This is a genomic window from Kosakonia cowanii JCM 10956 = DSM 18146 (genome assembly GCF_001975225.1).
GTDB classification, from domain to species: domain Bacteria; phylum Pseudomonadota; class Gammaproteobacteria; order Enterobacterales; family Enterobacteriaceae; genus Kosakonia; species Kosakonia cowanii.
Window position 1 is genome coordinate 1,187,871 of sequence record NZ_CP019445.1, and the last position, 22,406, is coordinate 1,210,276.

16 protein-coding genes and 2 tRNA genes are annotated in these 22,406 nt (G+C 58.9%); 5 read left to right on the forward strand and 13 right to left on the reverse strand.

Features of this window, described 5'->3' with window-relative positions; translation table 11 throughout:
• Positions 1-21: 21 nt before the first annotated feature.
• A complete protein-coding gene (gcvA, locus tag BWI95_RS05580) occupies positions 22-936 on the reverse strand; it encodes a glycine cleavage system transcriptional regulator GcvA (RefSeq protein ID WP_023481079.1) in 915 nt (304 codons plus the stop codon).
• A 351-nt stretch (positions 937-1,287) separates the two neighbouring features.
• A complete protein-coding gene (locus tag BWI95_RS05585; RefSeq protein ID WP_023481080.1) occupies positions 1,288-1,515 on the reverse strand; it encodes a YgdI/YgdR family lipoprotein in 228 nt (75 codons plus the stop codon).
• A 201-nt stretch (positions 1,516-1,716) separates the two neighbouring features.
• On the opposite strand from BWI95_RS05585, the gene csdA reads away from it, so the two are divergent.
• Together csdA and csdE are read left to right on the forward strand one after the other, a co-directional pair.
• The gene (gene csdA / locus BWI95_RS05590) at positions 1,717-2,922 is read left to right on the forward strand and encodes a cysteine desulfurase CsdA (protein ID WP_054803750.1); all 1,206 of its coding nucleotides are present in this window, start codon (positions 1,717-1,719) and stop codon (positions 2,920-2,922) included.
• Entirely contained in the window at positions 2,922-3,371 is a 450-nt protein-coding gene (csdE, locus tag BWI95_RS05595) for a cysteine desulfurase sulfur acceptor subunit CsdE (protein ID WP_076769140.1), read from the forward strand. The genes csdA and csdE overlap by 1 nt, the downstream gene beginning before the upstream one ends.
• Here the strand turns inward: csdE and tcdA are convergent.
• Both tcdA and mltA read right to left on the reverse strand, forming a co-directional pair.
• Positions 3,356-4,168: a tRNA cyclic N6-threonylcarbamoyladenosine(37) synthase TcdA gene (gene tcdA, locus BWI95_RS05600; protein WP_076769141.1), complete on the reverse strand. Its 813-nt coding sequence runs from the start codon at positions 4,166-4,168 to the stop codon at positions 3,356-3,358. The genes csdE and tcdA overlap by 16 nt on opposite strands.
• 69 nt (positions 4,169-4,237) lie before the next feature.
• Positions 4,238-5,344, reverse strand: a complete 1,107-nt coding sequence (gene mltA, locus BWI95_RS05605; protein ID WP_054803751.1) for a murein transglycosylase A — start codon at positions 5,342-5,344, stop codon at positions 4,238-4,240.
• A gap of 205 nt (positions 5,345-5,549) precedes the next feature.
• Between mltA and BWI95_RS05610 the strand changes: the two genes are divergently transcribed.
• Together BWI95_RS05610 and BWI95_RS05615 are read left to right on the forward strand one after the other, a co-directional pair.
• A tRNA-Met gene (locus BWI95_RS05610) sits at positions 5,550-5,626 on the forward strand.
• Positions 5,627-5,680: 54 nt separating this feature from the next.
• Positions 5,681-5,757 (forward strand) — tRNA-Met (locus tag BWI95_RS05615).
• A gap of 98 nt (positions 5,758-5,855) precedes the next feature.
• Here BWI95_RS05615 and amiC read toward each other — a convergent pair.
• Positions 5,856-7,109, reverse strand: coding sequence for an N-acetylmuramoyl-L-alanine amidase AmiC (gene amiC, locus BWI95_RS05620; protein ID WP_023481090.1), 1,254 nt, complete (start codon positions 7,107-7,109; stop codon positions 5,856-5,858).
• A 224-nt stretch (positions 7,110-7,333) separates the two neighbouring features.
• Here amiC and argA point away from each other — a divergent pair, with 224 nt between their 5' ends.
• Positions 7,334-8,665, forward strand: a complete 1,332-nt coding sequence (gene argA, locus BWI95_RS05625; protein ID WP_023481070.1) for an amino-acid N-acetyltransferase — start codon at positions 7,334-7,336, stop codon at positions 8,663-8,665.
• A 27-nt stretch (positions 8,666-8,692) separates the two neighbouring features.
• On the opposite strand, the gene recD is transcribed toward argA, so the two are convergent.
• The 8 genes from recD to BWI95_RS05665 all read right to left on the reverse strand — a co-directional run bounded on the left by recD (position 8,693) and on the right by BWI95_RS05665 (position 22,224).
• A complete protein-coding gene (gene recD / locus BWI95_RS05630; protein WP_076769142.1) occupies positions 8,693-10,531 on the reverse strand; it encodes an exodeoxyribonuclease V subunit alpha in 1,839 nt (612 codons plus the stop codon).
• Complete coding sequence (gene recB / locus BWI95_RS05635) at positions 10,528-14,076, reverse strand: exodeoxyribonuclease V subunit beta (RefSeq protein ID WP_076769143.1); 3,549 nt, start codon at positions 14,074-14,076, stop codon at positions 10,528-10,530. The genes recD and recB overlap by 4 nt, the downstream gene beginning before the upstream one ends.
• Positions 14,069-16,957 (reverse strand): pitrilysin, encoded by a 2,889-nt coding sequence (gene ptrA, locus BWI95_RS05640; protein WP_076769144.1) that lies wholly within the window; start codon positions 16,955-16,957, stop codon positions 14,069-14,071. The genes recB and ptrA overlap by 8 nt, the downstream gene beginning before the upstream one ends.
• Positions 16,958-17,109: 152 nt before the next feature.
• A complete protein-coding gene (recC, locus tag BWI95_RS05645) occupies positions 17,110-20,481 on the reverse strand; it encodes an exodeoxyribonuclease V subunit gamma (RefSeq protein WP_076769145.1) in 3,372 nt (1,123 codons plus the stop codon).
• 12 nt (positions 20,482-20,493) lie between these two features.
• Positions 20,494-20,817: a prepilin-type N-terminal cleavage/methylation domain-containing protein gene (locus tag BWI95_RS05650; RefSeq protein WP_042713398.1), complete on the reverse strand. Its 324-nt coding sequence runs from the start codon at positions 20,815-20,817 to the stop codon at positions 20,494-20,496.
• Positions 20,802-21,209 (reverse strand): DUF2509 family protein, encoded by a 408-nt coding sequence (locus tag BWI95_RS05655; RefSeq protein WP_054803753.1) that lies wholly within the window; start codon positions 21,207-21,209, stop codon positions 20,802-20,804. The genes BWI95_RS05650 and BWI95_RS05655 overlap by 16 nt, the downstream gene beginning before the upstream one ends.
• On the reverse strand, positions 21,206-21,769 hold the full coding sequence (locus BWI95_RS05660) for a prepilin peptidase-dependent protein (RefSeq protein ID WP_054803754.1): 564 nt from the start codon (positions 21,767-21,769) through the stop codon (positions 21,206-21,208). The genes BWI95_RS05655 and BWI95_RS05660 overlap by 4 nt, the downstream gene beginning before the upstream one ends.
• The gene (locus BWI95_RS05665; protein ID WP_054803755.1) at positions 21,763-22,224 is read right to left on the reverse strand and encodes a prepilin peptidase-dependent protein; all 462 of its coding nucleotides are present in this window, start codon (positions 22,222-22,224) and stop codon (positions 21,763-21,765) included. Before BWI95_RS05665 ends, BWI95_RS05660 begins: the two co-directional genes overlap by 7 nt.
• Positions 22,225-22,406: the final 182 nt, after the last annotated feature.

Below are 22,406 nucleotides of genomic sequence, written 5' to 3' on the forward strand. Positions count from 1 at the left end.
TACGCGCCCTGCGCGCGCGAATTATTGTTCGTAGCGGAAACGGAATTTCTCCTGCTCGCTTGCCGCTTTGGCCAGGATCCACTGACGAAAGGCCGCTATTTTACCCAGTTCTGCCTGGCTGTCATGACAAACCAGATAAAAAGCATTTTTACTCACCAGCACATCATTAAACGGGCAGACCAGACGACCCGCTTCGATCTCCGATTGCGCCATCACATTGTTTGCCAGCGCCACGCCCTGACCGTGGATCGCCGCCTGCAGCACCATCGAGCTGTGGCTGAAGATCGGCCCCTGCTGGACATTGAGGTTAACGCCCAACTGACGGGTATAAGTTTGCCAGTCGCGCCGCGAAGCATCATGCAACAGGGTGTGGCGCGCCAGATCGTCCGGCGTCTTTAACGCCTTCTCGCCGGTCAGCAGCAGCGGCGAGCAGACCGGGAGCAGATATTCGGCATAGAGTTTTTCCACGCGCAGGCCCGGCCAGTTGCCGCGACCGTAGAAGATCGCCACGTCAACATCGTCGGCGAGCTTGTCCTCTTCGCGGTCGACCGCCTGGATGCGCACGTCGATTCCCGGATAAGCTGAGTTAAAGCTGGAGAGTCTCGGCACCAGCCACTGAATGGCGAAACTGGGCAGCAAGCTGACGGTGAGCGCGCCCTTTGCGCTACGCGCCTGCAATTTGCGGGTGGCTTCGTTAAGCTGGGAAAATATCTCTTTGATATCCTGAAAATAACTCTGCCCCTCCTCCGTTAACAACAGCGAACGGTTGCGACGGCGAAAGAGTTTCAGGCCGAGAAAATCCTCGAGAGACTTGATTTGGTGGCTTACTGCGGCCTGCGTCACAAATAGCTCATCGGCCGCGCGGGTGAAACTTAAATGGCGGGCAGCGGCATCAAAAACACGTAATGCATTAAGAGGTGGTAATCGCTTGGACATGGTTTATCAGGCTTAGATGTAAACTGAATTTAACAAACAGGAAACAGTAGTTAACCTATTAGTTTTTTTTATCTGAGCCATTATAAATTGTCCGTTGAGGTTGCACCAGCAAATACCTATAGTGGCGCCACTTCCTGAAGCCGGAACGAAAAGTGTTTTGGAATTGAGATTCTGAAGGGCTTTTGGCTTACGGATGTGATGTTGTGTTGTTGTGTTTGCAATTTGGTCTGCATTTCAGACCCCGGTAGCGACGCTACCCCTTTTTCACTTCCTGTACATTTACCCTGTCTGTCCATAGTGATTAATGTAGCACCGCAAATTGCGGTGCTTTTTTTTGCCTGGCGCCCGGGATTATTTCTCCAGAGCAACCATCTCTTTCACGTCAGAACGGTTGATCTGCTGCTCATTACCGTTCGCGTCTTTGTAGGAAATCATTCCTGTCTGGTCGTCAGTTTTCGGCTTGCCTTCGGAAATGATTGTACGGCCATCGTTGGTGTGCAACGCGTAGTTCGGGCTGGAACAGGCGCTCAGGGCGAAAGCTAAAGTACAAGCAGAAATAATTGCGGCAGTCTTCTTCATCTTCTTCTCCTTGATTTATTCTGGCAATTAATGCTGTGAAATACTCTTACTGGAAGAGTCTCAAACACGTTACTTACACTTATCAGCATAACCTGCTTACGCAGTTCCGCCAGTACAAACAGATAATTCCGATGGTTATCAATCCCCTTGCCCACGGAAAAAAAGTGCGCGACCATCGTCGGCCTACAGATGAGGATAAGTATGAACGCATTTAATCCTTCGCAGTTTCGCGCCCAGTTTCCGGCGCTGGCCGACGCGGGTGTCTACCTTGACAGCGCCGCGACCGCGCTGAAACCGCAGACGGTAATCGACGCCACGCAGCAGTTCTACAGCCTGAGCGCTGGCAATGTTCACCGCAGCCAGTTTGCCGAAGCACAGCAGCTCACCGCCCGCTACGAAGCCGCACGCGGCCAGGTCGCCACGCTGCTCAACGCCCCTTCCGGCAAAAATATTGTCTGGACGCGCGGCACCACGGAAGCGATCAACATGGTTGCCCAGTGCTATGCCCACCCGCGCTTACAACCTGGCGATGAGATCATTGTCAGCGAGGCGGAGCACCACGCCAACCTGGTGCCGTGGCTGATGGTCGCGGAGCAGACCGGCGCAAAAGTGGTGAAACTGCCGCTGGCGGACGATCGCCTGCCGGATCTTAACCAGCTCCCTGCCCTTATCACTTCCCGCAGCCGGATTCTGGCGTTGGGACAGATGTCCAACGTCACTGGTGGCTGCCCGGATCTCGCCCGCGCCATTACGCTTGCCCATCAGGCCGGCATGGTGGTGATGGTCGATGGCGCGCAGGGCGTGGTTCATTTCCCTGCCGACGTGCAGCAACTCGATATCGATTTTTACGCCTTCTCCGGTCATAAACTCTATGGCCCAAACGGCATTGGCGCGCTGTATGGCAAAGCGGAACTGCTGGAGGCGATGACGCCGTGGCTCGGCGGCGGGAAGATGATCAGCGAAGTGACCTTTGCGGGTTTCACCACCCAGCCGGTGCCTTACAAGCTCGAAGCGGGCACCCCTAACGTGGCGGGGGTGATTGGCTTAAGCGCTGCGCTGGAGTGGCTGAACGGAATTGATATTGCGCAGGCGGAACGCTACAGCCGTGGGCTGGCAACGCTGGCGGAGGAGCAGCTGGCACAGCGCCCCGGTTTCCGCTCATTCCGCTGCCAGGACTCCAGCCTGCTGGCCTTCACGTTTGACGGCGTGCATCACAGCGATATGGTGACGCTGCTGGCGGGTTACGGCATCGCTCTGCGCGCGGGCCAGCACTGCGCCCAGCCGCTGCTCGCCGCGCTTGGCGTCAACGGCACACTACGCGCCTCATTTGCGCCCTATAATACTCAACAGGATGTCGATGCGCTGGTCAGCGCCGTCGACCGTGCTCTGGAACTATTGGTGGATTGATGACAAGCCCTGCATTCGCCGGACATCCGTTCGGCACCGTGGTCACTGAAGAGAGAATGCGCCAGACCTTTGGCGCCCTCAACGCGTGGGAAGAGAAGTACCGCCAGCTGATTATGCTCGGCAAGCAGTTGCCTGCCGCAACGGACGAGATAAAAGCGCAGGCGCAGGAGATCCCCGGCTGCGAAAACCGCGTCTGGCTCGGCTCAACGCCTCTGCCCGACGGCACGCTGCACTTTTTTGGCGACAGCGAAGGGCGCATCGTGCGCGGTTTGTTAGCGGTCTTGCTAACAGCGGTTGAGGGCAAACGCCCGCAGACGCTTATAGAGAACGATCCGCTGGCGCTGTTTGATGAGTTGGGGTTGCGCAATCAGCTGAGCGCCTCGCGCAGCCAGGGGCTGGCGGCACTGGCCGCCGCTGTGCAGGAGCAGGCTCGTCAGGCGCTGGTCTGACGCTGCGCTTTCGCCATCAGTTTTTTTAACGCATGGGAGACCGCGACAAAGCCAAAGGTGGCGGTCACCATCGTTGCCGCGCCAAACCCGGCGGCGCAATCCATCCGTTTTGGCCCTTCCGCGCTGCTTTTCATCGCACACACCGAACCATCCGCCTGCGGGTAGACCAGCGCTTCAGTTGAAAAGACGCAGTCGATGCCGAGTTTGCCTTTACTGTTTTTCACCACGCCGAAATCGCTCTTCAGCCGCTCACGCAGCTTCGCCGCCAGCGGATCCTGAATGGTTTTCGCCAGATCGCTCACCTGGATCTGCGTCGGATCGATCTGCCCGCCCGCGCCGCCAGTGGTCACCAGCGGGATCTTATTGCGTCGGCAATAAGCGATCAGCGCCGCTTTTGGCCGCACGCTATCAATAGCGTCAATCACGTAGCTGAACGAGGTGCTCATCAGCTGTGCCACATTATCAGCGGTGACGAAATCGTCGATCACCGTGACACGGCACTCCGGGTTGATATCGCGAATGCGCGCGGCCATCACTTCCGCTTTCGCTTCACCAACGGTATTGCGCAGGGCGTGGATCTGCCTGTTGGTGTTGGTGACGCAGACATCATCCATATCAATCAGCGTGATGGCGCCAATTCCGGTGCGCGCCAGCGCTTCGGCGACCCACGAGCCGACGCCACCGATGCCGACCACGCAGATATGCGCATCGGCAAACCACTGCAGCGCTTTTTCACCATACAAACGCGCCGTCCCGCCAAAGCGCTGGCGCCAGGCGTCGCTGATTACTGCTGACATATGAAACCTCAAGCTGAAACAGAGAACCCCCTCCGGGACCGGAAGGGGTGAAGAGTTTACCACATTCCCTTAGCCGCTAAAGACGTTGCCCGTCAGACCCGCGCCCGGCGCGTTCTTCAATATCCAGACACGGCCATAGTGGTTATACCAGCCGGCACGATGCCCGGCTTCTGCGCCGATACCCTGGTAGATGTCGAAGTGCTGGCCCTTAATTGCCCCACCCACATCCAGCGCCACCATCAGGCGAAGCTCATACTGGCCGTTGAATTTGCCTTTACTGTCCAGCTGCGGCACTTCCGCCAGCAGCGTGGTGCCCGGCGGGATCACGGTTTTATCAGAAGCAACCGACGCGCGGCCAATCAGCGGCACGGAGCTGGCGCCTTTTACCGGAGCCCAGGATTGCGGTTTAAAGAAGACAAAGGAGGCGTTCTCCTCCAGCAGCGCACGCACTTCGGCTTCGCTGTGCTTCTCGCCCCATTCGCGGATCGCCTGCATCGACATATCTTCGCGCTTCACTTCACCGCGATCGATTAACACTTTACCGATGCTGCGATAGGCATGACCATTTTTACCGGCGTAGCTAAAGAAGTTGAGCGGGCTGCCGTCGCCGAAATCGATATAACCGCTGCCCTGCACATCCATAATGAAGTTGTCCATCAGCGAGTTGCTGTAAGCCAGCACATAGTTCTCGCTGAGCGCCCCGGCGTAGATCTCTGCACGCGAAGGCAGGCGGCCGCGTTTTGACGGCATGCGGTAGATAGGATACTGGAACTCGCCCTGCCGGGTGTGGCGCGCCTGCACCACCGGCGTGTAGTAGCCGGTAAACTGCACGTTGCCGTAGTTGTCTGTGCCTTCCATCTGCCAGGCGTCAATGCCGAACTGGCGCAGCGAGCGGGTATCGCCCCCGGCGCGCAGCCAGGCTTCAATGGCGTTATAGACGCTGCTCTGGTTGCCATAAAGGCGCGGTGCAGAGCCTCTGATCTGGCTCACCTGCTCGGAGAAGTCTCCGGCATTGATCGGTGCGCCCACGGCGTCAGGCTGATTAACGAGGGAAAAAGGCTGAGAGAATTTTCCGTCTTTATACTGTTGACCGCGATCGGTCGGTTTAGAAGAGCAGGACGCGAGAAGTGCCACCATCGCGCCTGTGAGTACGAACTTAGCCCAACGTGCTTTCATTGTTTCTCATCTTTTGGTTAACCCCAAGCCGGATGAAGATAACAAACCGCTGTGGCTAATGAAATGCACAAGAACATTCCGACACCAGTTTTGTTTAAATCTTAAGCACATTGTGTTGTTTTTAAACATAAAGTCCTTAAATCGACAAATGTCGCAAAAAAAGGTTGCATCAAATCGTCTACGGCGTATAGTGCGCTTCCACGGACGCGGGATGGAGCAGCCTGGTAGCTCGTCGGGCTCATAACCCGAAGGTCGTCGGTTCAAATCCGGCTCCCGCAACCAATTAAAATGTGGAAGAAAGAAAAAGTTTACATGATGGAAGTGTAAACAGACGGACGCGGGGTGGAGCAGCCTGGTAGCTCGTCGGGCTCATAACCCGAAGGTCGTCGGTTCAAATCCGGCCCCCGCAACCAACACAATAAACACCTTAACGGGTGTTTTTTTGTTTCTGGCGTTTGTAAAAGCGCGCAGCAAACAAGAGAAAAAAATGGCGCCCTTCGGCGCCATACTGTTATCCCCTTCTCGCCAGCGTCGCGCCATCCGCGAAGTAGGCTTTAATCCCTGCCAGAATCGACTCTGCGACTTCCTGCTGGAATTTTGCGGTCTTGAGCTTACGCTCCTCCTCCACATTACTGATAAACGCCGTCTCAACCAGAATCGACGGGATATCCGGCGCTTTCAGCACCGCAAAGCCCGCCTGCTCGACGCTGTTCTTGTGCAGGTTATTAACGCGCCCCAGCTTATTAAGCACCGCTTTGCCAAACTTCAGGCTGTCGTTGATGGTCAGCGACTGCACCATATCGAACATGGTGTGATCGAGATAGCGGTCACCGCTTTTGCTTACGCCACCAATCAAGTCCGCCGCGTTCTGCGTATCCGCCAGATATTTCGCGGCTGTACTGGTCGCCCCTTTGGTCGACAGCGCGAAGACGGAGGAACCATGCGGCTGGCGGCTGCTGAAGGCATCGGCGTGAATCGAGACAAAGAGGTCGGCGCGCTGCTTCTGCGCTTTCGCCACACGCACCTTCAGCGGAATAAAGACATCCTCGTTGCGGGTCATATAGGACTTCATATTGCCCTCTTTCTCGATCAGCGCATGCAGACGGCGGGCGATTTGCAGCACCACATCCTTCTCACGGGTTTTATATTTCCCCGTCGCCCCCGGATCTTCCCCGCCATGGCCGGGATCGAGCATGATCACAATTGGCCGGTCGCGCCCGGCTTTTCCCGGCTGAGGGCCGCTCTGCGCGGGCGGCACCTGCTTATCAAGATCGCCCTGGTTGTACTCTTCAAGCAGCGCCAGCAGCGGATCCTGCACATCCTGCGCATTCGCCGGATAGAGATCCATCACCAGACGCTCTTTGAAGCCTGCGACCGGCGCCAGCGCAAAGAGTTGCGGTTTCACATTCTGCTTAAGTTCAAACACCATGCGCACCGTCTGCGGATCGAACTGACCCACACGGGCTGATTTGATAAAGGGATCGTCACTGCGAATCTGCGTTCCCATGCCCTTAAGCACGGAGTTGAGGTGAACGCCTTGCAGATCCACCACCAGACGGTCGGGATTGCTCAAGGCGAACTGTTTGTACTTCACCACGCGGTTCGATTCCACCGTCACACGGGTATAGCTCGACGCAGGCCAGACGCGCACGGCGACCACCTGACTGACGGCGGCCAGGCCAACCTGGCTCACGCTTAATAACCACATCGCCCCCGCACCCTGTAATAATTTGCGGCGGCTCAGCGCTGAATGACTTCCCGACATGCTTCTCCCGAGCAATTTGTTTAAATAATGCTTAACGTCAGAATTGACGGAAAACTTTAGCGAATGATGCATAAACTGTCATCTTTTAAAGGGTAAACATATGTCTGGCGCTATGCTTCACAAAGACGGGAGAATCCTGGGTTAAGAAAATTTGTGCTTGCAGCGAAGGCAATAAAAGAATAAAAATACACTTTTTACGAATAATCATGCAGTGAGGACAGGCCGTGGTCAAAGAGCGCAGAACCGAACTGGTGCAGGGATTTCGCCATTCCGTTCCCTATATCAACGCCCATCGGGGAAAGACATTCGTCATCATGCTCGGGGGTGAAGCCATCGAGCATGAAAACTTCTCCAGCATTGTCAACGACATCGGCCTGCTGCATAGCCTCGGAATCAGGCTGGTGGTGGTCTATGGCGCGCGCCCGCAAATCGACGCCAACCTTGCTGAACATCACCACGAACCGATCTACCACAAACACACCCGCGTTACCGACGCCAAAACCCTTGAACTGGTGAAACAGGCCGCAGGGCTTTTGCAGCTGGATATCACCGCACGGCTGTCGATGAGCCTCAACAATACGCCGCTGCAGGGCGCACACATCAACGTGGTCAGCGGTAACTTTATTATTTCGCAGCCGCTGGGCGTTGATGACGGCGTTGACTACTGCCACAGCGGGCGTATTCGCCGTATTGATGAAGAGGCGATCCACCGCCAGCTCGACAGCGGCGCGATTGTGCTGATGGGGCCGGTTGCAGTCTCCGTGACCGGGGAGAGCTTTAACCTCACCTCCGAAGAGATTGCCACCCAGCTGGCGATCAAGCTGAAAGCGGAGAAGATGATCGGTTTTTGCTCGTCGCAGGGTGTCATGAATGATGAAGGCGAAATTGTTTCTGAACTGTTCCCTAACGACGCGCAAGCGCGTGTCGAAGAGCTGGAGCAGCGCGGCGACTACCACTCCGGCACCGTGCGTTTCCTGCGCGGCGCGGTAAAAGCGTGCCGCAGCGGCGTGCGTCGCAGCCACTTAATCAGCTATCAGGAAGATGGCTCGCTGTTGCAGGAGCTCTTCTCCCGCGACGGTATCGGCACGCAGATTGTGATGGAGAGCGCCGAGCAGATCCGCCGCGCCACCATTAACGACATCGGCGGCATTCTGGAACTGATTCGCCCGCTCGAGCAGCAGGGCATTCTGGTGCGCCGCTCCCGCGAGCAGCTGGAGATGGAGATCGATAAGTTCACGATCATTGAGCGCGACAACCTGACTATCGCCTGCGCGGCGCTTTACCCCTTCCCGGAAGAGAAGATTGGCGAGATGGCCTGCGTGGCCGTGCATCCTGATTATCGCAGCTCGTCACGCGGCGAAGCGCTGCTGGAGCGCATTGCGTTGCAGGCGCGGCAGATGGGGCTCAGCAAGCTGTTTGTGCTCACCACCCGCAGCATTCACTGGTTCCAGGAGCGCGGCTTTACGCCGGTGGATATCGACTCGCTGCCTGAAACCAAAAAGCAGATGTACAACTACCAGCGGCGCTCAAAAGTGCTGATGGCCGATCTGACCTGATTCACGCCCCGCCCTGTGCGGGGCGTTTTATTTCAGGGCGCTGAACAGCGCTTCAAGACCGCTGCGCCGCTCGGTGCGGGTGGCAATCGCCTGGCCCAGCACGCGCTCATCGGCATAGAGCGACAGCCGTTTACGTGCGCGAGTAATCGCGGTGTAGACCAGCTCTCGCGTCACCACCGGCACGTTTTGCGCAGGCAGGATCAGCGCGGCGTGATCGAACTCCGAGCCCTGCGATTTATGCACCGTCATCGCCCAGGCGGTTTCATGCTCCGGCAAACGGCTCGGCTGCACCGACTTGATCTTCCCGCCGGGTAGCGGGAACCAGACGCGCATCCCCTGCCCCTGATCCAGCGCAATGCCGATATCACCGTTGAACAGCCCCAGCGCGGAGTCGTTGCGCGAAATCATCACCGGCCTGCCGTGATACCAGCGCGAGAAGGGCTGGCGGGTAATTTTACGCTGACGCACCAACGCCAGCTCAAGCCGTTCATTCAGCCCGCTGACGCCAAACGGCCCTTCGCGCAACGCGCAGAGCAGCTGGTACTCGCCGAAGGCGGCGATAATCGCTTCCGGCTCGGCGTGGCCCTGCACCAGCGAGAGATAGTGCCCGTAGCCTGCCAGCGCGTCGTCAATCATCTCCTGATAGGCCTCGGCGCTGTTAAGCGGTTTCCGCTCAATATCCTCAAAACCCTGGCTGAAGACTGCCTGGGTAGCGCGCTTATCACCCCGGTTAACCGCGGCAGCCAGTTGCCCGATGCCGGAGTGGCTGCCGAAGCGGTAACTTTTTTGCAGCAGGCAGAGGCTGTCGCGCAGCGCGGTGGCGGCCTCGCCTTCGCCTGCGGGCACTTTCACGCCGGTTAAGCGTGAGAGTTGCGCCGCGCGCGTCGCACTGTACCCGGCATTTACCCAGGCGCAGATATCCCCCAGTACCGCACCAGCCTCAACGGAGGCCAGCTGATCGCGATCGCCGAGGAAGATCACCCGCGCCCGCGGCGGCAGCGCATCAATCAGCCGCGACATCATCGGCAGGTCAATCATCGACGCCTCATCCACCACCAGCACGTCCAGATGCAGCGGGTTGAGCGCGTGATGGCGCATGCGCTGGCTTCCCGGCTGTGCGCCGAGCAGCCTGTGCAGCGTGCTGGCCTCATCCGGCAGCAGCGCTTTTTGCGCCTCATCAAGCGGTAGCTGGCGCAGCGCGTTGCCGAGGGATTCGGTTAACCGCGCGGCGGCTTTACCGGTGGGCGCAGCCAGGCAGATACGGCAGCGGCTGCCATTGAGCGTTTGTACCAGCGCCGCCAGGAGCTTCGCCACGGTGGTGGTTTTACCGGTTCCCGGCCCGCCGGAGATCACCGAAATTCGCCGGGTAAGCGCCACGGCGGCGGCGACTTTTTGCCAGTTCACATCGGCTTCATTGTCTGGCGGAAAGAGTGAGGCCAGCGCCTCAGAAAGGCGTGCTTCATCCGCCTCATCAACGGCTTCCTGTGCGGCAAAGAACTCCGCCACGCGCCGCTCGTTCCACCACATACGGTTCAGGTAGAGGCGCGCATCGTGCAAAATAATCGGCGTTGCGCCGCTGCCGTCGCCAACCGCCGGTGAGGCAAGCAGCAGTGCCTGCCAGTCGTCGGGCGGCCCGGCCATCTCAAACAGCTGGCGTGCGAGCGGCGAATCGCTGCCGAACACGTCGGGCGTCAGGCGTGAGAGCGGCAAACAGACATGCCCCTCACCGGCATCGCGGCTCAGTAGCGCCGCGGCCAGCAGCAAGGCGGGCTCTTCCGTGCCAGCCACCGTCAGGGCAAACTGCACGTCCAGCGGACGCAGCAGTTTCTGCTCCATCGCTTCTTGCAGTAAAGCCTGCACATTCATGGCGTCATCTCCGGTACTTCACCTGCAAACAGGGTATCCATGCGGGCGATCAGCGCCGCCTCCGGGCGGGTGGTGAAAATCCCCTGCTCCGGTTGCTGCGCCTCCACGCCGCGTAAAAAGAGGTAGATCACACCGCCGAAGTGGCACTCATAGTCATAATCGGCGATGCGGTGGCGTAGATAGCGGTGCAGCGCCAGGGTATAGAGCTGGTACTGCAAATCGTAGCGATGGGACTGCATGGCTGCCGCCATCGCCTCTTGCGTATAGGCCTGCGCGTTTTCGCCGAGCCAGTTGGATTTGTAATCGAGCAGGTAGTAGCGCCCCTGATGGCGAAACACCAGGTCGATAAAGCCCTTCAGCATCCCGCGCACGTCGCGAAAATCGAGCGGCGCGCAGCCGGCCGATAGCGGATCGTAGCGGCGAATCAGGCTATCGAGCGCCTCTGCGCTCAGCGTGGCGCTGATGGGCAGGTAAAACTCCATCTCGACCTGTTTATCGTTGGTCGTCAACTGGCTAAGAGAGACTCCCGCTGGGGTAAGCGGCGCGTGCAGCACCGTCTCCAGCCAACTGCTCAGCACCGGCTGCCAGTGCTCCTCATACCCAGCCACCAGCAGCTTTTCCGCCACCCACTCCGGTGATACCGGCTGGGTGAAGTCAATATCTTCAAACAGACTGTGCAAAAAAGTGCCCGGCGCCGCGCCGCGCGGAAACTGGTGCGGCGTCAGCATCGGCTGCGTCTGCACCTCGCGCTCACCTGCGGCGTCGACATCCAGACGCGGGAGCAGATCCTGAGCAAGGCCGTGCCCGCGCTGTTGCAGACCCGAGTAACTGGTCACGCGCCAGTCATCGGCGACCCGGCGCATCACTTCGCGCACGCTGAGCGCGGGCGGCTGCGGCTGCGGTAACTCCCAGCGCTCGGTGTCCGGCGTTGGCGGTATGGCCAGCACAATCTCTTCATTGCAGATCTCTGCCAGCGCCTGACGCAGCCCGGCGGCGTCCAGCGCTTCGCCCTTCTGAATCAGCCGACCCAACGCGCTAAGGTGGAAATCAGTTGGCCCGCTCTTCTCACCACGCCGGCGAAACAGCGGCGCAATGCCCAGACTGCAGTGCCATACCGAGCGGGTCAGTGCCACATAGAGCAGGCGTAAATCCTCCGCCAGCCGCTCCGCCTCTGCCAGCTCAATGCTCTCTTCGGCATGGCTGAGATCGAGCACCGCGTTGAACGAGGCGCGATCGTGATAGAAGCCCTGGTCCTGTACGCGGAAGTTGGCGATAAATGGCAGCCAGACCAGCGGGTACTCAAGGCCTTTCGATTTGTGGATGGTGACAATCTGCACCAGGTGCTTATCGCTCTCCAGACGCATCTGCTCGCTAGCGGCGCTGGTGTTCGGCTCGGCGATGTGCTGCGTTAGCCAGCGGGTAAGTGCGTGCTCACTTTCAAGCTGCGTGCCCGCTTCCTGCAACAGCTCGCTGACATGCAAAATGTCCGTTAAGCGCCGCTCTCCGCCGGGCGTGGCAAGCAGATTTTCCGCCACGTTACGCGCACTCATCAGCGTGCGCAGCATCGCCATCACGCCGCGTTTTTGCCACAGCTCGCGGTAGTGGGAGAACTCTTCAACCACCCGATCCCAGGCATCTTCATCAAGATTGAGCGCGTCGATATCGCGCGCCGTCAGCCCGAGCATCGAGGTTGCCAGCGCGCTGCGCAGCGTGTTTTCACGCTCCGGCGTCAGCACCGCATGCAGCAACCAGAGCAGCTCCTGCGCTTCCGGCGTTTCAAACACGCTGTCGCGGTTGGAGAGGTAGACAGAGGGAATGCCGAGCAGCGTCAGCGCATCGCGGATAAGCGACGCTTCATGGCGGCTGCGCACCAGCACGGTGATATCCGAGGCTTTTACCGGCCGCGCTTTATCCCCTTCGTAGAGCAACGCATCGCCTTTCTGCCCGGCGCTGAGCCAGTCACGGATCTGCGTCGCGCAGAGCTGGGCCATAAAGCTCTGGTAATCACCGACGCCAACGCCTTCGCCCTCCATTAGCCACAGCTTCATCGACGGCTGGCTTTCTCCCTTCACCGCAAAGCGCAGGCCGCTGTTTCGCGCAGCCGCTTTTACCGGCAGGAAGGGGATCTGGCGGAACATAAACGCATCGTCCATCTGGCTAAAGAGCCGGTTGACGCTGGCGATCATCCCCGGCGACGAGCGCCAGTTGGTGTCGAGGGTGTAGCGGGCGCTCACTTCGTCGCGCGCTTTCATATAAGTGAAGATATCAGCGCCGCGAAAAGCGTAGATTGCCTGCTTGGGATCGCCAATCAGCAGCAGGCCACACTCGGGCTGATTCAGCCAGATACGGCTAAAGATGCGGTACTGCTGCGGGTCGGTATCCTGAAATTCATCAATCATCGCCACCGGAAAACGGGTGCGGATAGCCGCAGCCAGCGCCTCGCCGTTCGGGCTTTGTAAGGCGTGATCGAGCCGGCTGAGCATATCGTCAAAACCGAGCTCACCGCGACGGCGCTTCTCTTTTGCGACCGCGTCGCGAATTTCGCGCATCGCGCGGGTCAGCACCAGATCGCTCAGAGTCAACGGCTGCGCCAGCAGCGTTTCGATGGTGACAAACAGCGGATGCTCGGGCACCACGCCGCCCGCTTTGGTGCGCTGGGCGAGAAACGCCTGCGAGAACTTCTCCAGCGCGTCAGGCAGCAGATAGGTACTGGTCTCCTCCTGCGCCCAGGCGGAGATCTTCTCAATCCATTTTCCCTGGTTGCCGCGGTTGAACTTGCGCCGGTCGATACCGGAATTTTCCAGCAGCGGCTCCAGTTCACTGACGGAGTCGAGCCACTGACGTTTCACCGCATTAATCTGCGAGACAATCTGCGCATGGCGCGACGCGAGCGTCTCCTCCTCCGGCGGCGGCGATTTGATCTGCGGGGCTTCGCCCTGCAAATAGCGGTCGATGGACCTGAGCAGATCCTGCGGCCCCTTCCACAAATCGTGGATCACCTGCGCAATATCGCGCGGCAGCGGGTAGCAGTGGCGACGCCAGAAGTCTGCGCAGGCCTGATAGCGCAGCAGGGTTTCATCTTCCAGCAGTTTCAGTTCAAACAGCATGCCGGATTCAAAGGCGTTGAGGCTGAGCATGCGCTGGCAAAAACCGTGAATAGTAAAGACAGCGGCTTCATCCATCTGCCGCTCCGCCAGCATCAGCCAGTGGGCGGCCTGCTGTTTATCCTCAATCTCTGCCAGCAGGCTGGCGTAGAGCGGGTTGTCGCTGCTTTCGCGCAGGCAGGCAATACGAAGCTCATGGATGTTGCTGCGAATACGCCCGCGCAGCTCTTCCGTTGCCGCTTCGGTGAAGGTGACCACCAGCAGCTCTTCGACGTTGAGCGGGCGGGGAAAGGCGGCATTGCCGCCAAGCCCGAGTAACAGCCGCAGATAGAGCGCGGCGATGGTGAAGGTCTTACCGGTGCCCGCCGAGGCTTCAATCAGGCGCTCGCCGGTAAGCGGCAGGCGCAGGGGATCAAGGGTCTCAGCGGTCGTTTCACTCATTTTTCTCGCTCATCAAGGGTAAGGATTGCTGCAAAGCGCTGGCGTCCTTCCACACCTTCCAGCCGTCAGGGCGGGCGTAGTCGGCTTTTCCACTCTGGCTTCCGGAGATCTGTGACAGTATCGCCATACCTTGCGGCTCAACCACCGCCTGATGGAAGAAGTCCGCAAGTTTTTGCGGCGTCAGCGCTTTTATTTGGGCCACTACTTTATCACGTGAATCGAAGCGCATATTGCCGCGATCGAAATCTTTGCTCAATTTGGAAGCCTCCTCGCCTAATGTCTGCGGCGCTTGCAGCATTTGCGCAATGACGCCCTGCTGGATCTGCGCAAACTCCTCCGGCTTCATCGCGCGCAGGCGCGCTTCAGCGGTCGGGAAGAAGGCTTTATAGCGCTCCCAGAGCCAGGCGGGCTGCTTCTCATTGCTCTGCAACAGGAAGCCCATTCCCCACTGGCGGCCAACATTGATGGGGAAAGCAAAGACGGCATAACCGAGCTGCTCTTCGGTGCGCAGCTGGTTATAGAACCACGGCTGCACAATCTGCCCGAGCATCGCGCTGTACGCCGAGCTGCTGTACTCATCGAAACCGGTCGGCACAAAGACGGCAGCCAGCGCGGAATCGGTGCTGTTGCCCGCTTTCTCAAACATGGCGCTCTGCTTTTTATCCACCAGCACATCTTTGTTGCGGCACCATTCGTTACCGCTGGTGCCAAGCTGTTTTTGCACGTTGCGGGCCAGATCTTTCGCCTGCTGTTCGCTCAGGTTACCCACCACCAGAAACTCCGGGCGCGCATTCTGCTTCAGCGCATCGCGATAATGAAGAATGTCCTGCACGGTGATCGACGGCAGCAGCGCACGGCGCGCTTCGCGCGGGAAATAGGGCACCTGCGATATCATCTGCACCGGCATAATCGCCTGGTCAAACGCTTTACCCTTCTCCGCCGAGGCCATCATTCTGCTGTACCAGGATTTCGCCTGCGTCAGCTGCTCCTCGGTGGGCGTATAGCTGAAATACCCCTCCAGCAAGGCGCTGAAGAGCTGCGGCAGGCGCTGCGTGTAGCCGTTGGCATTTAGCATCAAACCGTTATTAGCATTGGTGGAGAAGCCAATGCCGCCGACCGCAGCCTGGTTACTAAGCTGATCGAGCGCCAGCCCTGCCAGGTAATCATTTAAGGCAAACATTACCTGATTTTTCGCACTGTCCATCGCCTGCGGATTACGCAGCACTACGCTGACATCCGCGCGCGGTTCATTGGCGAAGTAGCGGCTTGGCATGTAGACCACGCGCAGCGCCGGTTCATCAACAATAAGCTCCGGGTGCGTGTATTTTTTCGCCGGGGTAATCAGCGAGAAGTCATCCGGAATATAGGGGTTAAGCTCCGGGAATTTCAGATCGATCCCCGCCTCATCTTTTTGCCAGGCGGCAAAGCGATCAGGGGTAATTTTCTCCACCTGGTAAGGCGCATCAACAAAGTAGGCTTTTTTGTTGTGCGGCTCATCGGGGCTGATATACCAGATACGCGCGTTTTGCGGCGTCATCTCATCAAGGCGTGCCTGTACCGCTTTAGCATCAAACTGGTCGGCAATGTTGACGGAATCGAGAGTGTGAGCAACCGGCACGCGGATCATCGTGTCGGCGAGCCACTCAACGTAATCCATATCGCGGGTGATCGACGGGTAGCGGAAATCGAGATCGAGAATGTGCGCCAACTCGTCGAAATAGCGCTTATCGATCCCCTTTTCGCGCAGCAGTTGCAGGTAGCTGAAGATGGCGGCGACCACCCGATCGCGGTTCGCCAGCCCTTTATCCGTCAGCGTGGCGGAGATGGCCAGCACGCCGCTGTTGCCGTTGACTACCGGGTCGGAGTCACCGCGAATCCCCTCAACCAGCCCCTGGCTTTGCAGCCAGTCCGAGAGCGTGCCCGGGCTGCGGTTGCCAATCAGATAGGTAATCAGCTCGTCGGTTTTGCTGCGAAAGGCCGCCGTGTTGTTATCAATACGAAACTCAACGCGCAGCAGCTTGTTCGGCACTTCCGGCACGTAATGAATAATGATGCCTTTTTGCGCATCCGTTACCACCGGCACAGTAATCTCAGGCCGGGTGATATTTTTGTTGGGAACCCGGCCATAGGTCTGCACCGCGAGCGTCGCCAGCTCGTTAAGCGGGCGATTGCTGTAAATCACCGCTTTCATCAGGTTGGCCGAATAGAACTTATCGCGAAACGCCAGCAGCGCGTCATGCACCGGGCTGCCCGGTTTATCGCTGAGGGTTTCAAGGTTGCCGCCGGAGAAGCGCGCGCCAGGGTGAGCGGGGTTAATGGTCTCCGCACTCACCTGCGCCATGCGCATGCCGTCACGGGTACGCGCCATGGTCAGCTCCGCGTTGACCGCGTTACGCTCCCGCTCGGCGTACTTCTTTGCCAGCAGCGGCTCGGCGATGGCATCGGCTAAACGATCCACCGCGCCGTCCAGCGCGTCGTTCTCCACTTCCAGATAGTAAGCGGTGCGATAAGGCGCAGTGCTGGCGTTGTGGCTACCGCCGTGCATTTTGAGGTATTCAGCGAGGCTGTCTGGCTGCGGATACTTTTTCGACCCCATCAGCGTCATGTGCTCAAGATAGTGAGCAAGACCTGGGTGGCTATCGGGATCTTCAAGCGAGCCGACCGGCACAACCAGCGCCGAAAGGGATTTGACCGCCTGTGCATCCGAGACCAGCAGCACGACCATGCCGTTATCAAGGCGGATCGCCTGATACTGCCGCGTATCTTTGTCACTCTTACGGATAGTTTCTTTAACAGGCTGCCAGCCGGTGTCAGCCTGACTGAGTGGCGCCCACAGGGCAAAAAACAGAACGAAGATAGTTAACCAGGTGCTGCGGGGCATTCACGAACCTCATCATTAACTTTTCCTGCTCCCCCGATAACCGCCGGAGTAGCAGGTAAATGTGTGCTGACGGCGTCAGCACGCGTGTTATATCAGTCCGTGACCGTCGCGCATAATAAGGGATGGCTCCCCTCTGCGCAATTTTTATACCGTCAGGCGGGCTGATTGTGTCGATAAAGCGGTAACAGGAAACGTTGCGCCTGCGCGGTAATCTCTGCGAAGTACTCCGGCTCGAGGGTTCGCCACAGACGCTGATACCAGACATCGGCACCTTCTCCGCTGACCATCATGTTGCCTTCATACGCCTGCAAAAATTTGCTCTGCGCTTTTTGCAACGTCTCGTCGTCCTTTACCATGGCATCATTTGCTGCGTCATAACAGGCTTTTATCCACGCGCCGCCGCTTTCCGGTAGCAGTAGCAAGGGTTTCGCCATCCCTTCGCGGTAGCCTTCGATCATTAACGCCAGATAGCGCAGCGCCTCTTCGGGCGGCAGCGGTGGGAAGCGCCACTGGCCATCTTTGCGCACAAAGAGACGGCTCTCTCCCGTTCCGCCACTGGCACAGTAGACAAGATGTTCCAGCCAAAGTTGCAGCCCCTGGGAGACCTTAAGCTGCGATGGACGCCAGCGCAGCAGCCCGTCCGGCTGCACGTGGGCCAGCCATCCGGTCAGGTGAACACCCGCGCAGTGCAGGTCGATTTCGAGGCTGTCTGCCGGTTGGCGATGCTCAATAACGCGGCTGGCCAGCGCCTGCATCTCTTTGCACTGCGTCTCCCAGACAATCTCACCAAACGCCCCGTATGGCAGCACACCCGCAGCCCGATAACGGCGGAACAGTTTTTCCGCATCCTGCTCTTCAACCAGCGCATTCAATAACTCGTTATTAAGCTGGTAGCGATCGAGTCCATCCAGAATAAAGGGCTCGGCGTCAGGAATATCGCTCTCTTCAGGGCGGAAATTGACCCGCAGACGCATCTGGAAGAAGGCGCGCACCGGGTGCGCCCAGAAGCGCTGAAGCTGGTCAAATGCCAGCGTCTCAAGCGCAGGCGTCTCCAGCGTCTGGATAAAGGGCAGATGCTCTTCGCCCTGCAGGCTGGCGGCGGGCAGCCAGTCGCGGGCATAGCTCTGCCACTCATCCACCGTATAGTTAGCCGGATCGAACGGCATGCGAGTATGCAGATGGGTGATATGTGCCTTTACCCGCCGCTCGCTTTCGTCGCAGTTGAGAGACTCATCCCCCGGCAGATGGTGGCTCTGGCCGATATAGTCCACCAGTTCCTGCACCAGCACCGACGGAAAACGCTCTTTGTTATCCTGGATCGAACGCCCTATATAGCTGATATAGAGCTGCTGCTGGGCGGAGATCAGCGCTTCCAGGAAGAGATAGCGGTCATCATCACGGCGGCTGCGATCCCCGCGCTGCGGTTTCTGGCTCATCAGATCAAAGCCGAGCGGAGGAAGCGTTCGCGGATAGATGCCGTCGTTCATACCCAGCAGGCAGACCACCTTGAAGGGGATCGAGCGCATCGGCATCAGCGTACAGATATTGACGGGGCCAGCGAGGAAGCGCTGGCTGATGCGCTCCTGATCGAGACGCTGAGCCAGCTCATCACGCAGCAGCGAGAGCGGGACCGCTTCGCCATAGCTCGCGCCAACGCCCTGGGCGATGATCGTCTGCCACTGCTGCTCAATCAGCGCCAGTGCGGCTTCGGTCTCCTGATCCGGCAGGAAGAAGTCATTAAGCATCTCCCGGCACACCGGTAGCCACTCCTCCAGCGGGCGCTCTTCGGCAAGACCCCGACGCCAGATATTGAGCTGCATCAGCAGCGAGGCCAGGTGACCGACCAGCTCCGCAATCAGCCCGCTCGACTCGTCATAAGGAAGAATTGACTGCCACTCGCCCCGGTGGCTCTCCATGGCGTAGCCGAGCAGCATGCGCGTCAGGCCAAACTGCCAGGTGTGCTGCCCGGTTGGCGGCAGTTCGAGCTCACGGACGTTGTCATCATCCATCCCCCAACGAATGCCGGACTCGTTTACCCACAGGCGCAGGTAGCGCAGCCCCTCTTCGGTAATGTTGAAGCGGGCCGCCAGCACCGGCACATCCAGCAAGGCCAGCACATCTTCCGAGACGAAGCGGCTGTCCGGCAGGGATAAGAGGCTGATAAAGGCTTGCAGCGCGGGGTGGGCCTGGCGCGCGCGGCGGTCGGATACCGCATACGGAATGTAGCGCTCACCGCTGGCGCTGCCGAACACCGCCTGAATATAGGGGCTGTAACTGTCGATATCTGCCACCATCACCACGATGTCGCGCGGCGTCAGCTCCGGATCCTCCTCCAGCATCGCCAGCAGGCGATCGTGCAGCACCTCTACTTCCCGCTGCGGGCTGTGGCAGATATGCACCGTAACGCTGCGATCCTCTGGATCGAGCGGGCGTTTCTTATCGCTGCGCGCGAACTCCTCTGCCGTGACGCCAGCTACCGCACTGTTTTGCAGCTCAAGGATGTCATACTTCAGGTTTTGCAGCAGCGAGCCCGGCGTGATGTCGACAAAGGCATCCAGCTCTTCATAGCGCTCCATACCTGCCAGCAGAAAGATGTTGTCGCGCCCCAACTTGCCCCAGGAGGCCAGCAGCGGGTTACCCACATCCTGCTCGCCTTCGCCATTGAACAGACCTTCCGCGCTTTGTGTATCGCGGAAAAGAGGAAACTGGCGGTCATCCCGGTGATGGCGGCGGCGGCGCGTGACGAGCCGTGCAAGAAACGCCGGGTCTTTGATATCGCCCCAGTAATAGCGACAGGGGTTAGTAAACAGCAGATGGACATCAATATGCTTGCCCAGCGCCTGCAGGGCTTGCAGGTAGACTGGCGGCAGCGCGGAGATGCCGCAGATAAAGACGCGGGCAGGCAGCCCGGCTGGCGGCTCTTTCGCCGATTCAAGCCGGGAGATAAAGCGCTGATAGAGGTTGGCACGGTGCCAGTGGGGCTGGCCTAACTCGCGGGTATGCTCAACCAGCGCGCGCCAGAGCGGCGCCTGCCAGCGCTGCGCATCGTCCAGCCCGTCAACCCGTTCACCCGCCTCCCAGCGCGTCAGCCACTCCGGGCGATAAACCAGATACTGATCGTAAAGATCCGCCACGCGTGAGCAAAGCTGGAACAGTTTGCGCTTGTCATCATCATCGTGGAGATAGTGATGCAGCATGGCAAAATCTTCATGCTCCAGCAGCGCAGGCAGCAGCGACATCAGCTTCCAGCTCATACTCTGTTTGTTGAAGGCGCTCTCTTTGGGAATGTCCTCCAGGACGGTAACGAACATCTCCCAGATAAAGCTCGCGGGCAGCGGAAAGGTGATATTGGCAGCGATGCCAAATTTTTGCGCCAGGGTCATCTGCAGCCACTGCGCCATCCCGGTGCTTTGCACCATGATCACTTCCGGCGCAAAGGGATCGTCGAGCCTGTCATGCTCAACGATAAACTCCATCAGTGCTTCAAGCACATCCAGACGATTGGAGTGATAAACCCTTAACATACGTGCTCCTGACTACTGACTATTTGGGCAAAAAAGTTGCGTCATTTTCCCCTGCCTGCCCAGCGGCGAGATAACGGTGACGTTGATGCTGACACATCCTTCTGTTGTTGTCTGCCCCCGTGAAACCTGCCAGCCCGAAGGGAGCGGCGTCGCGTGAGGTTGAGCTTGCTGCCATGCATAGCGCCAGAGCTGTCGCCACTGGCTGGCGGTGGAAAACCCGGCGGACAGCGCGCGATGATACCCGCCAAGGGCAGTGACCACCATCACCATCAGCACCATCGCCAGCAGGACTTCCGTCAGGCTGAAGCCCCGCTCCCGGTTCAGGGAAGTTGACATAATGCGCTCTCCGTAAGCGGGCAGAAATCGCTCCAGCCGTGGGGAGAGAAGCGAACCTGCTCACCCTCTACCCGCCCTTGCCGCCATAATGCCGCTTCTGCGCTGGCGGCGATCAGCAAAGCGGAGCCGTCGGCAAAAATACGCAGACAGCTTCGCACCCCCTCTGCGGCAGGTTGCAAGCATTGCAGCGCAGGCTCTGACGGCCATCGCCTGCGCCGCGCCGCCTCCATCGCCGATGAGATCTCTGCGGTGCGGCGTATCCCTTGCCCTTCACGATTGACCCGCCAGATATGGCTGGTTAGCTGCTGGCTAAGGCCGTTGAGCATCAGGCTACCCAGCAGCAGCAACAGAAGCACCAGCGCCAGGGAGGATACGCCGCGCTGCCGATTCACAGGTTATACCCGGTGACGGTTAGCTCGCCGCTCACCGTTTTCTCAGCAGCGCCCGGCAGGCTGGCGGCAAGCTGGATCGTGAGCTGCGGCGCTAAACCTACCGTCCGGCGTTGGGTCACGCTAAAGCGCCCGACGTGCATCTGCGCGGGATCGGTGACTTTTTCCCACCCTCTACCGGTGCAGGAGGTCGCACCGCGTAGCGTTTCTAGCGCCCCGTTCTGCAGGCGAAAGGCCGTTTGTTCGGCGTCATTACTGGGTGCACTCTCCCAGCGACCATTACTGTTGGCATCCCACTGCGCAATGACGCACTCCCCTTTGGCGCTGATAAAAAGCGGCTGACCATTACAGCTACCGTTGCAGTAACCCGCGCGCTGCAGGTGTTTAGCAACGGCCCGCAGCCGCTGCCAGAGGTCGTCCTCAATAGTCTGCAGCCGGGTGTGCTGCATAAGGGCAATCTGTAGACCGGGCAGAAAGCGGGCGGAGGCAAGCAGCAGCACGCTACCGATGGTCATTGCCAGCAGCGTCTCCAGCAAGGAAAAACCACGCTGAGCATTTAACATACACTCCCTCCTCCAGGCTGACACATTCTGATCCTCCCCCATGCAGAGACCACCACCCGCCACTCACCGGCGCTGCTGCGCAGGCGAATATGCCCCGGCCAGGCGGTATTGCGTAAACCATAAAAACCGAGCGATGGCGTGACATCAGCCAGCGTAACGTCTGGCCAGGCCGGGCGCATCATTAACGCCTGCTGCGCTGAGCAACGCGCCGCCGGTGCGTTAAGCAAGCACCACTGCTCCCCCTCCCGCACGCTGTAAACAACCTGCGACCGGTTGCGCCAGTTGGCCTCCTCCCGCAGGCGCTCAAGGAAATGGCGCGCCTGAAGGGCGGTTTGCCACAGCCGCTGCTGCGCTTGCCAGCTCTGCCAGCCGGAAATCCCCGCTGCGCTGAGAATGACAATCAGCGCCACGGCAACGAGGGTTTCAATCAATGTAAAGCCATCTTCTTTTTTCATGGCGGCAGTCTGTCGTCGGGAGAAAAATTCGTCGAGGAGGAAAAGGCAGGTTTACGAGGCGTTACGCAAGGAAAAAAGAGGATTGCAGCGGGTTACATAAAGCCTGGAAGTTGTGCCGAAAAAGCGATTTGCAGGCAAAAAAAACCGGCACGTTAACGCGCCGGTTGTGTCAGGCTGAGCGA

Excerpts from the sequence above, each read along its gene's own strand:
- gcvA (WP_023481079.1), bottom strand. The coding sequence starts at position 936 with ATGTCCAAGCGATTACCACCTCTTAATGCATTACGTGTTTTTGATGCC.
- BWI95_RS05585 (WP_023481080.1), bottom strand. The coding sequence starts at position 1,515 with ATGAAGAAGACTGCCGCAATTATTTCTGCTTGTACTTTAGCTTTCGCC.
- csdA (WP_054803750.1), top strand. The coding sequence starts at position 1,717 with ATGAACGCATTTAATCCTTCGCAGTTTCGCGCCCAGTTTCCGGCGCTG.
- csdE (WP_076769140.1), top strand. The coding sequence starts at position 2,922 with ATGACAAGCCCTGCATTCGCCGGACATCCGTTCGGCACCGTGGTCACT.
- tcdA (WP_076769141.1), bottom strand. The coding sequence starts at position 4,168 with ATGTCAGCAGTAATCAGCGACGCCTGGCGCCAGCGCTTTGGCGGGACG.
- mltA (WP_054803751.1), bottom strand. The coding sequence starts at position 5,344 with ATGAAAGCACGTTGGGCTAAGTTCGTACTCACAGGCGCGATGGTGGCA.
- amiC (WP_023481090.1), bottom strand. The coding sequence starts at position 7,109 with ATGTCGGGAAGTCATTCAGCGCTGAGCCGCCGCAAATTATTACAGGGT.
- recD (WP_076769142.1), bottom strand. The coding sequence starts at position 10,531 with ATGAATGTGCAGGCTTTACTGCAAGAAGCGATGGAGCAGAAACTGCTG.
- recB (WP_076769143.1), bottom strand. The coding sequence starts at position 14,076 with ATGAGTGAAACGACCGCTGAGACCCTTGATCCCCTGCGCCTGCCGCTT.
- ptrA (WP_076769144.1), bottom strand. The coding sequence starts at position 16,957 with ATGCCCCGCAGCACCTGGTTAACTATCTTCGTTCTGTTTTTTGCCCTG.
- recC (WP_076769145.1), bottom strand. The coding sequence starts at position 20,481 with ATGTTAAGGGTTTATCACTCCAATCGTCTGGATGTGCTTGAAGCACTG.
- BWI95_RS05650 (WP_042713398.1), bottom strand. The coding sequence starts at position 20,817 with ATGTCAACTTCCCTGAACCGGGAGCGGGGCTTCAGCCTGACGGAAGTC.
- BWI95_RS05660 (WP_054803754.1), bottom strand. The coding sequence starts at position 21,769 with ATGTTAAATGCTCAGCGTGGTTTTTCCTTGCTGGAGACGCTGCTGGCA.
- BWI95_RS05665 (WP_054803755.1), bottom strand. The coding sequence starts at position 22,224 with ATGAAAAAAGAAGATGGCTTTACATTGATTGAAACCCTCGTTGCCGTG.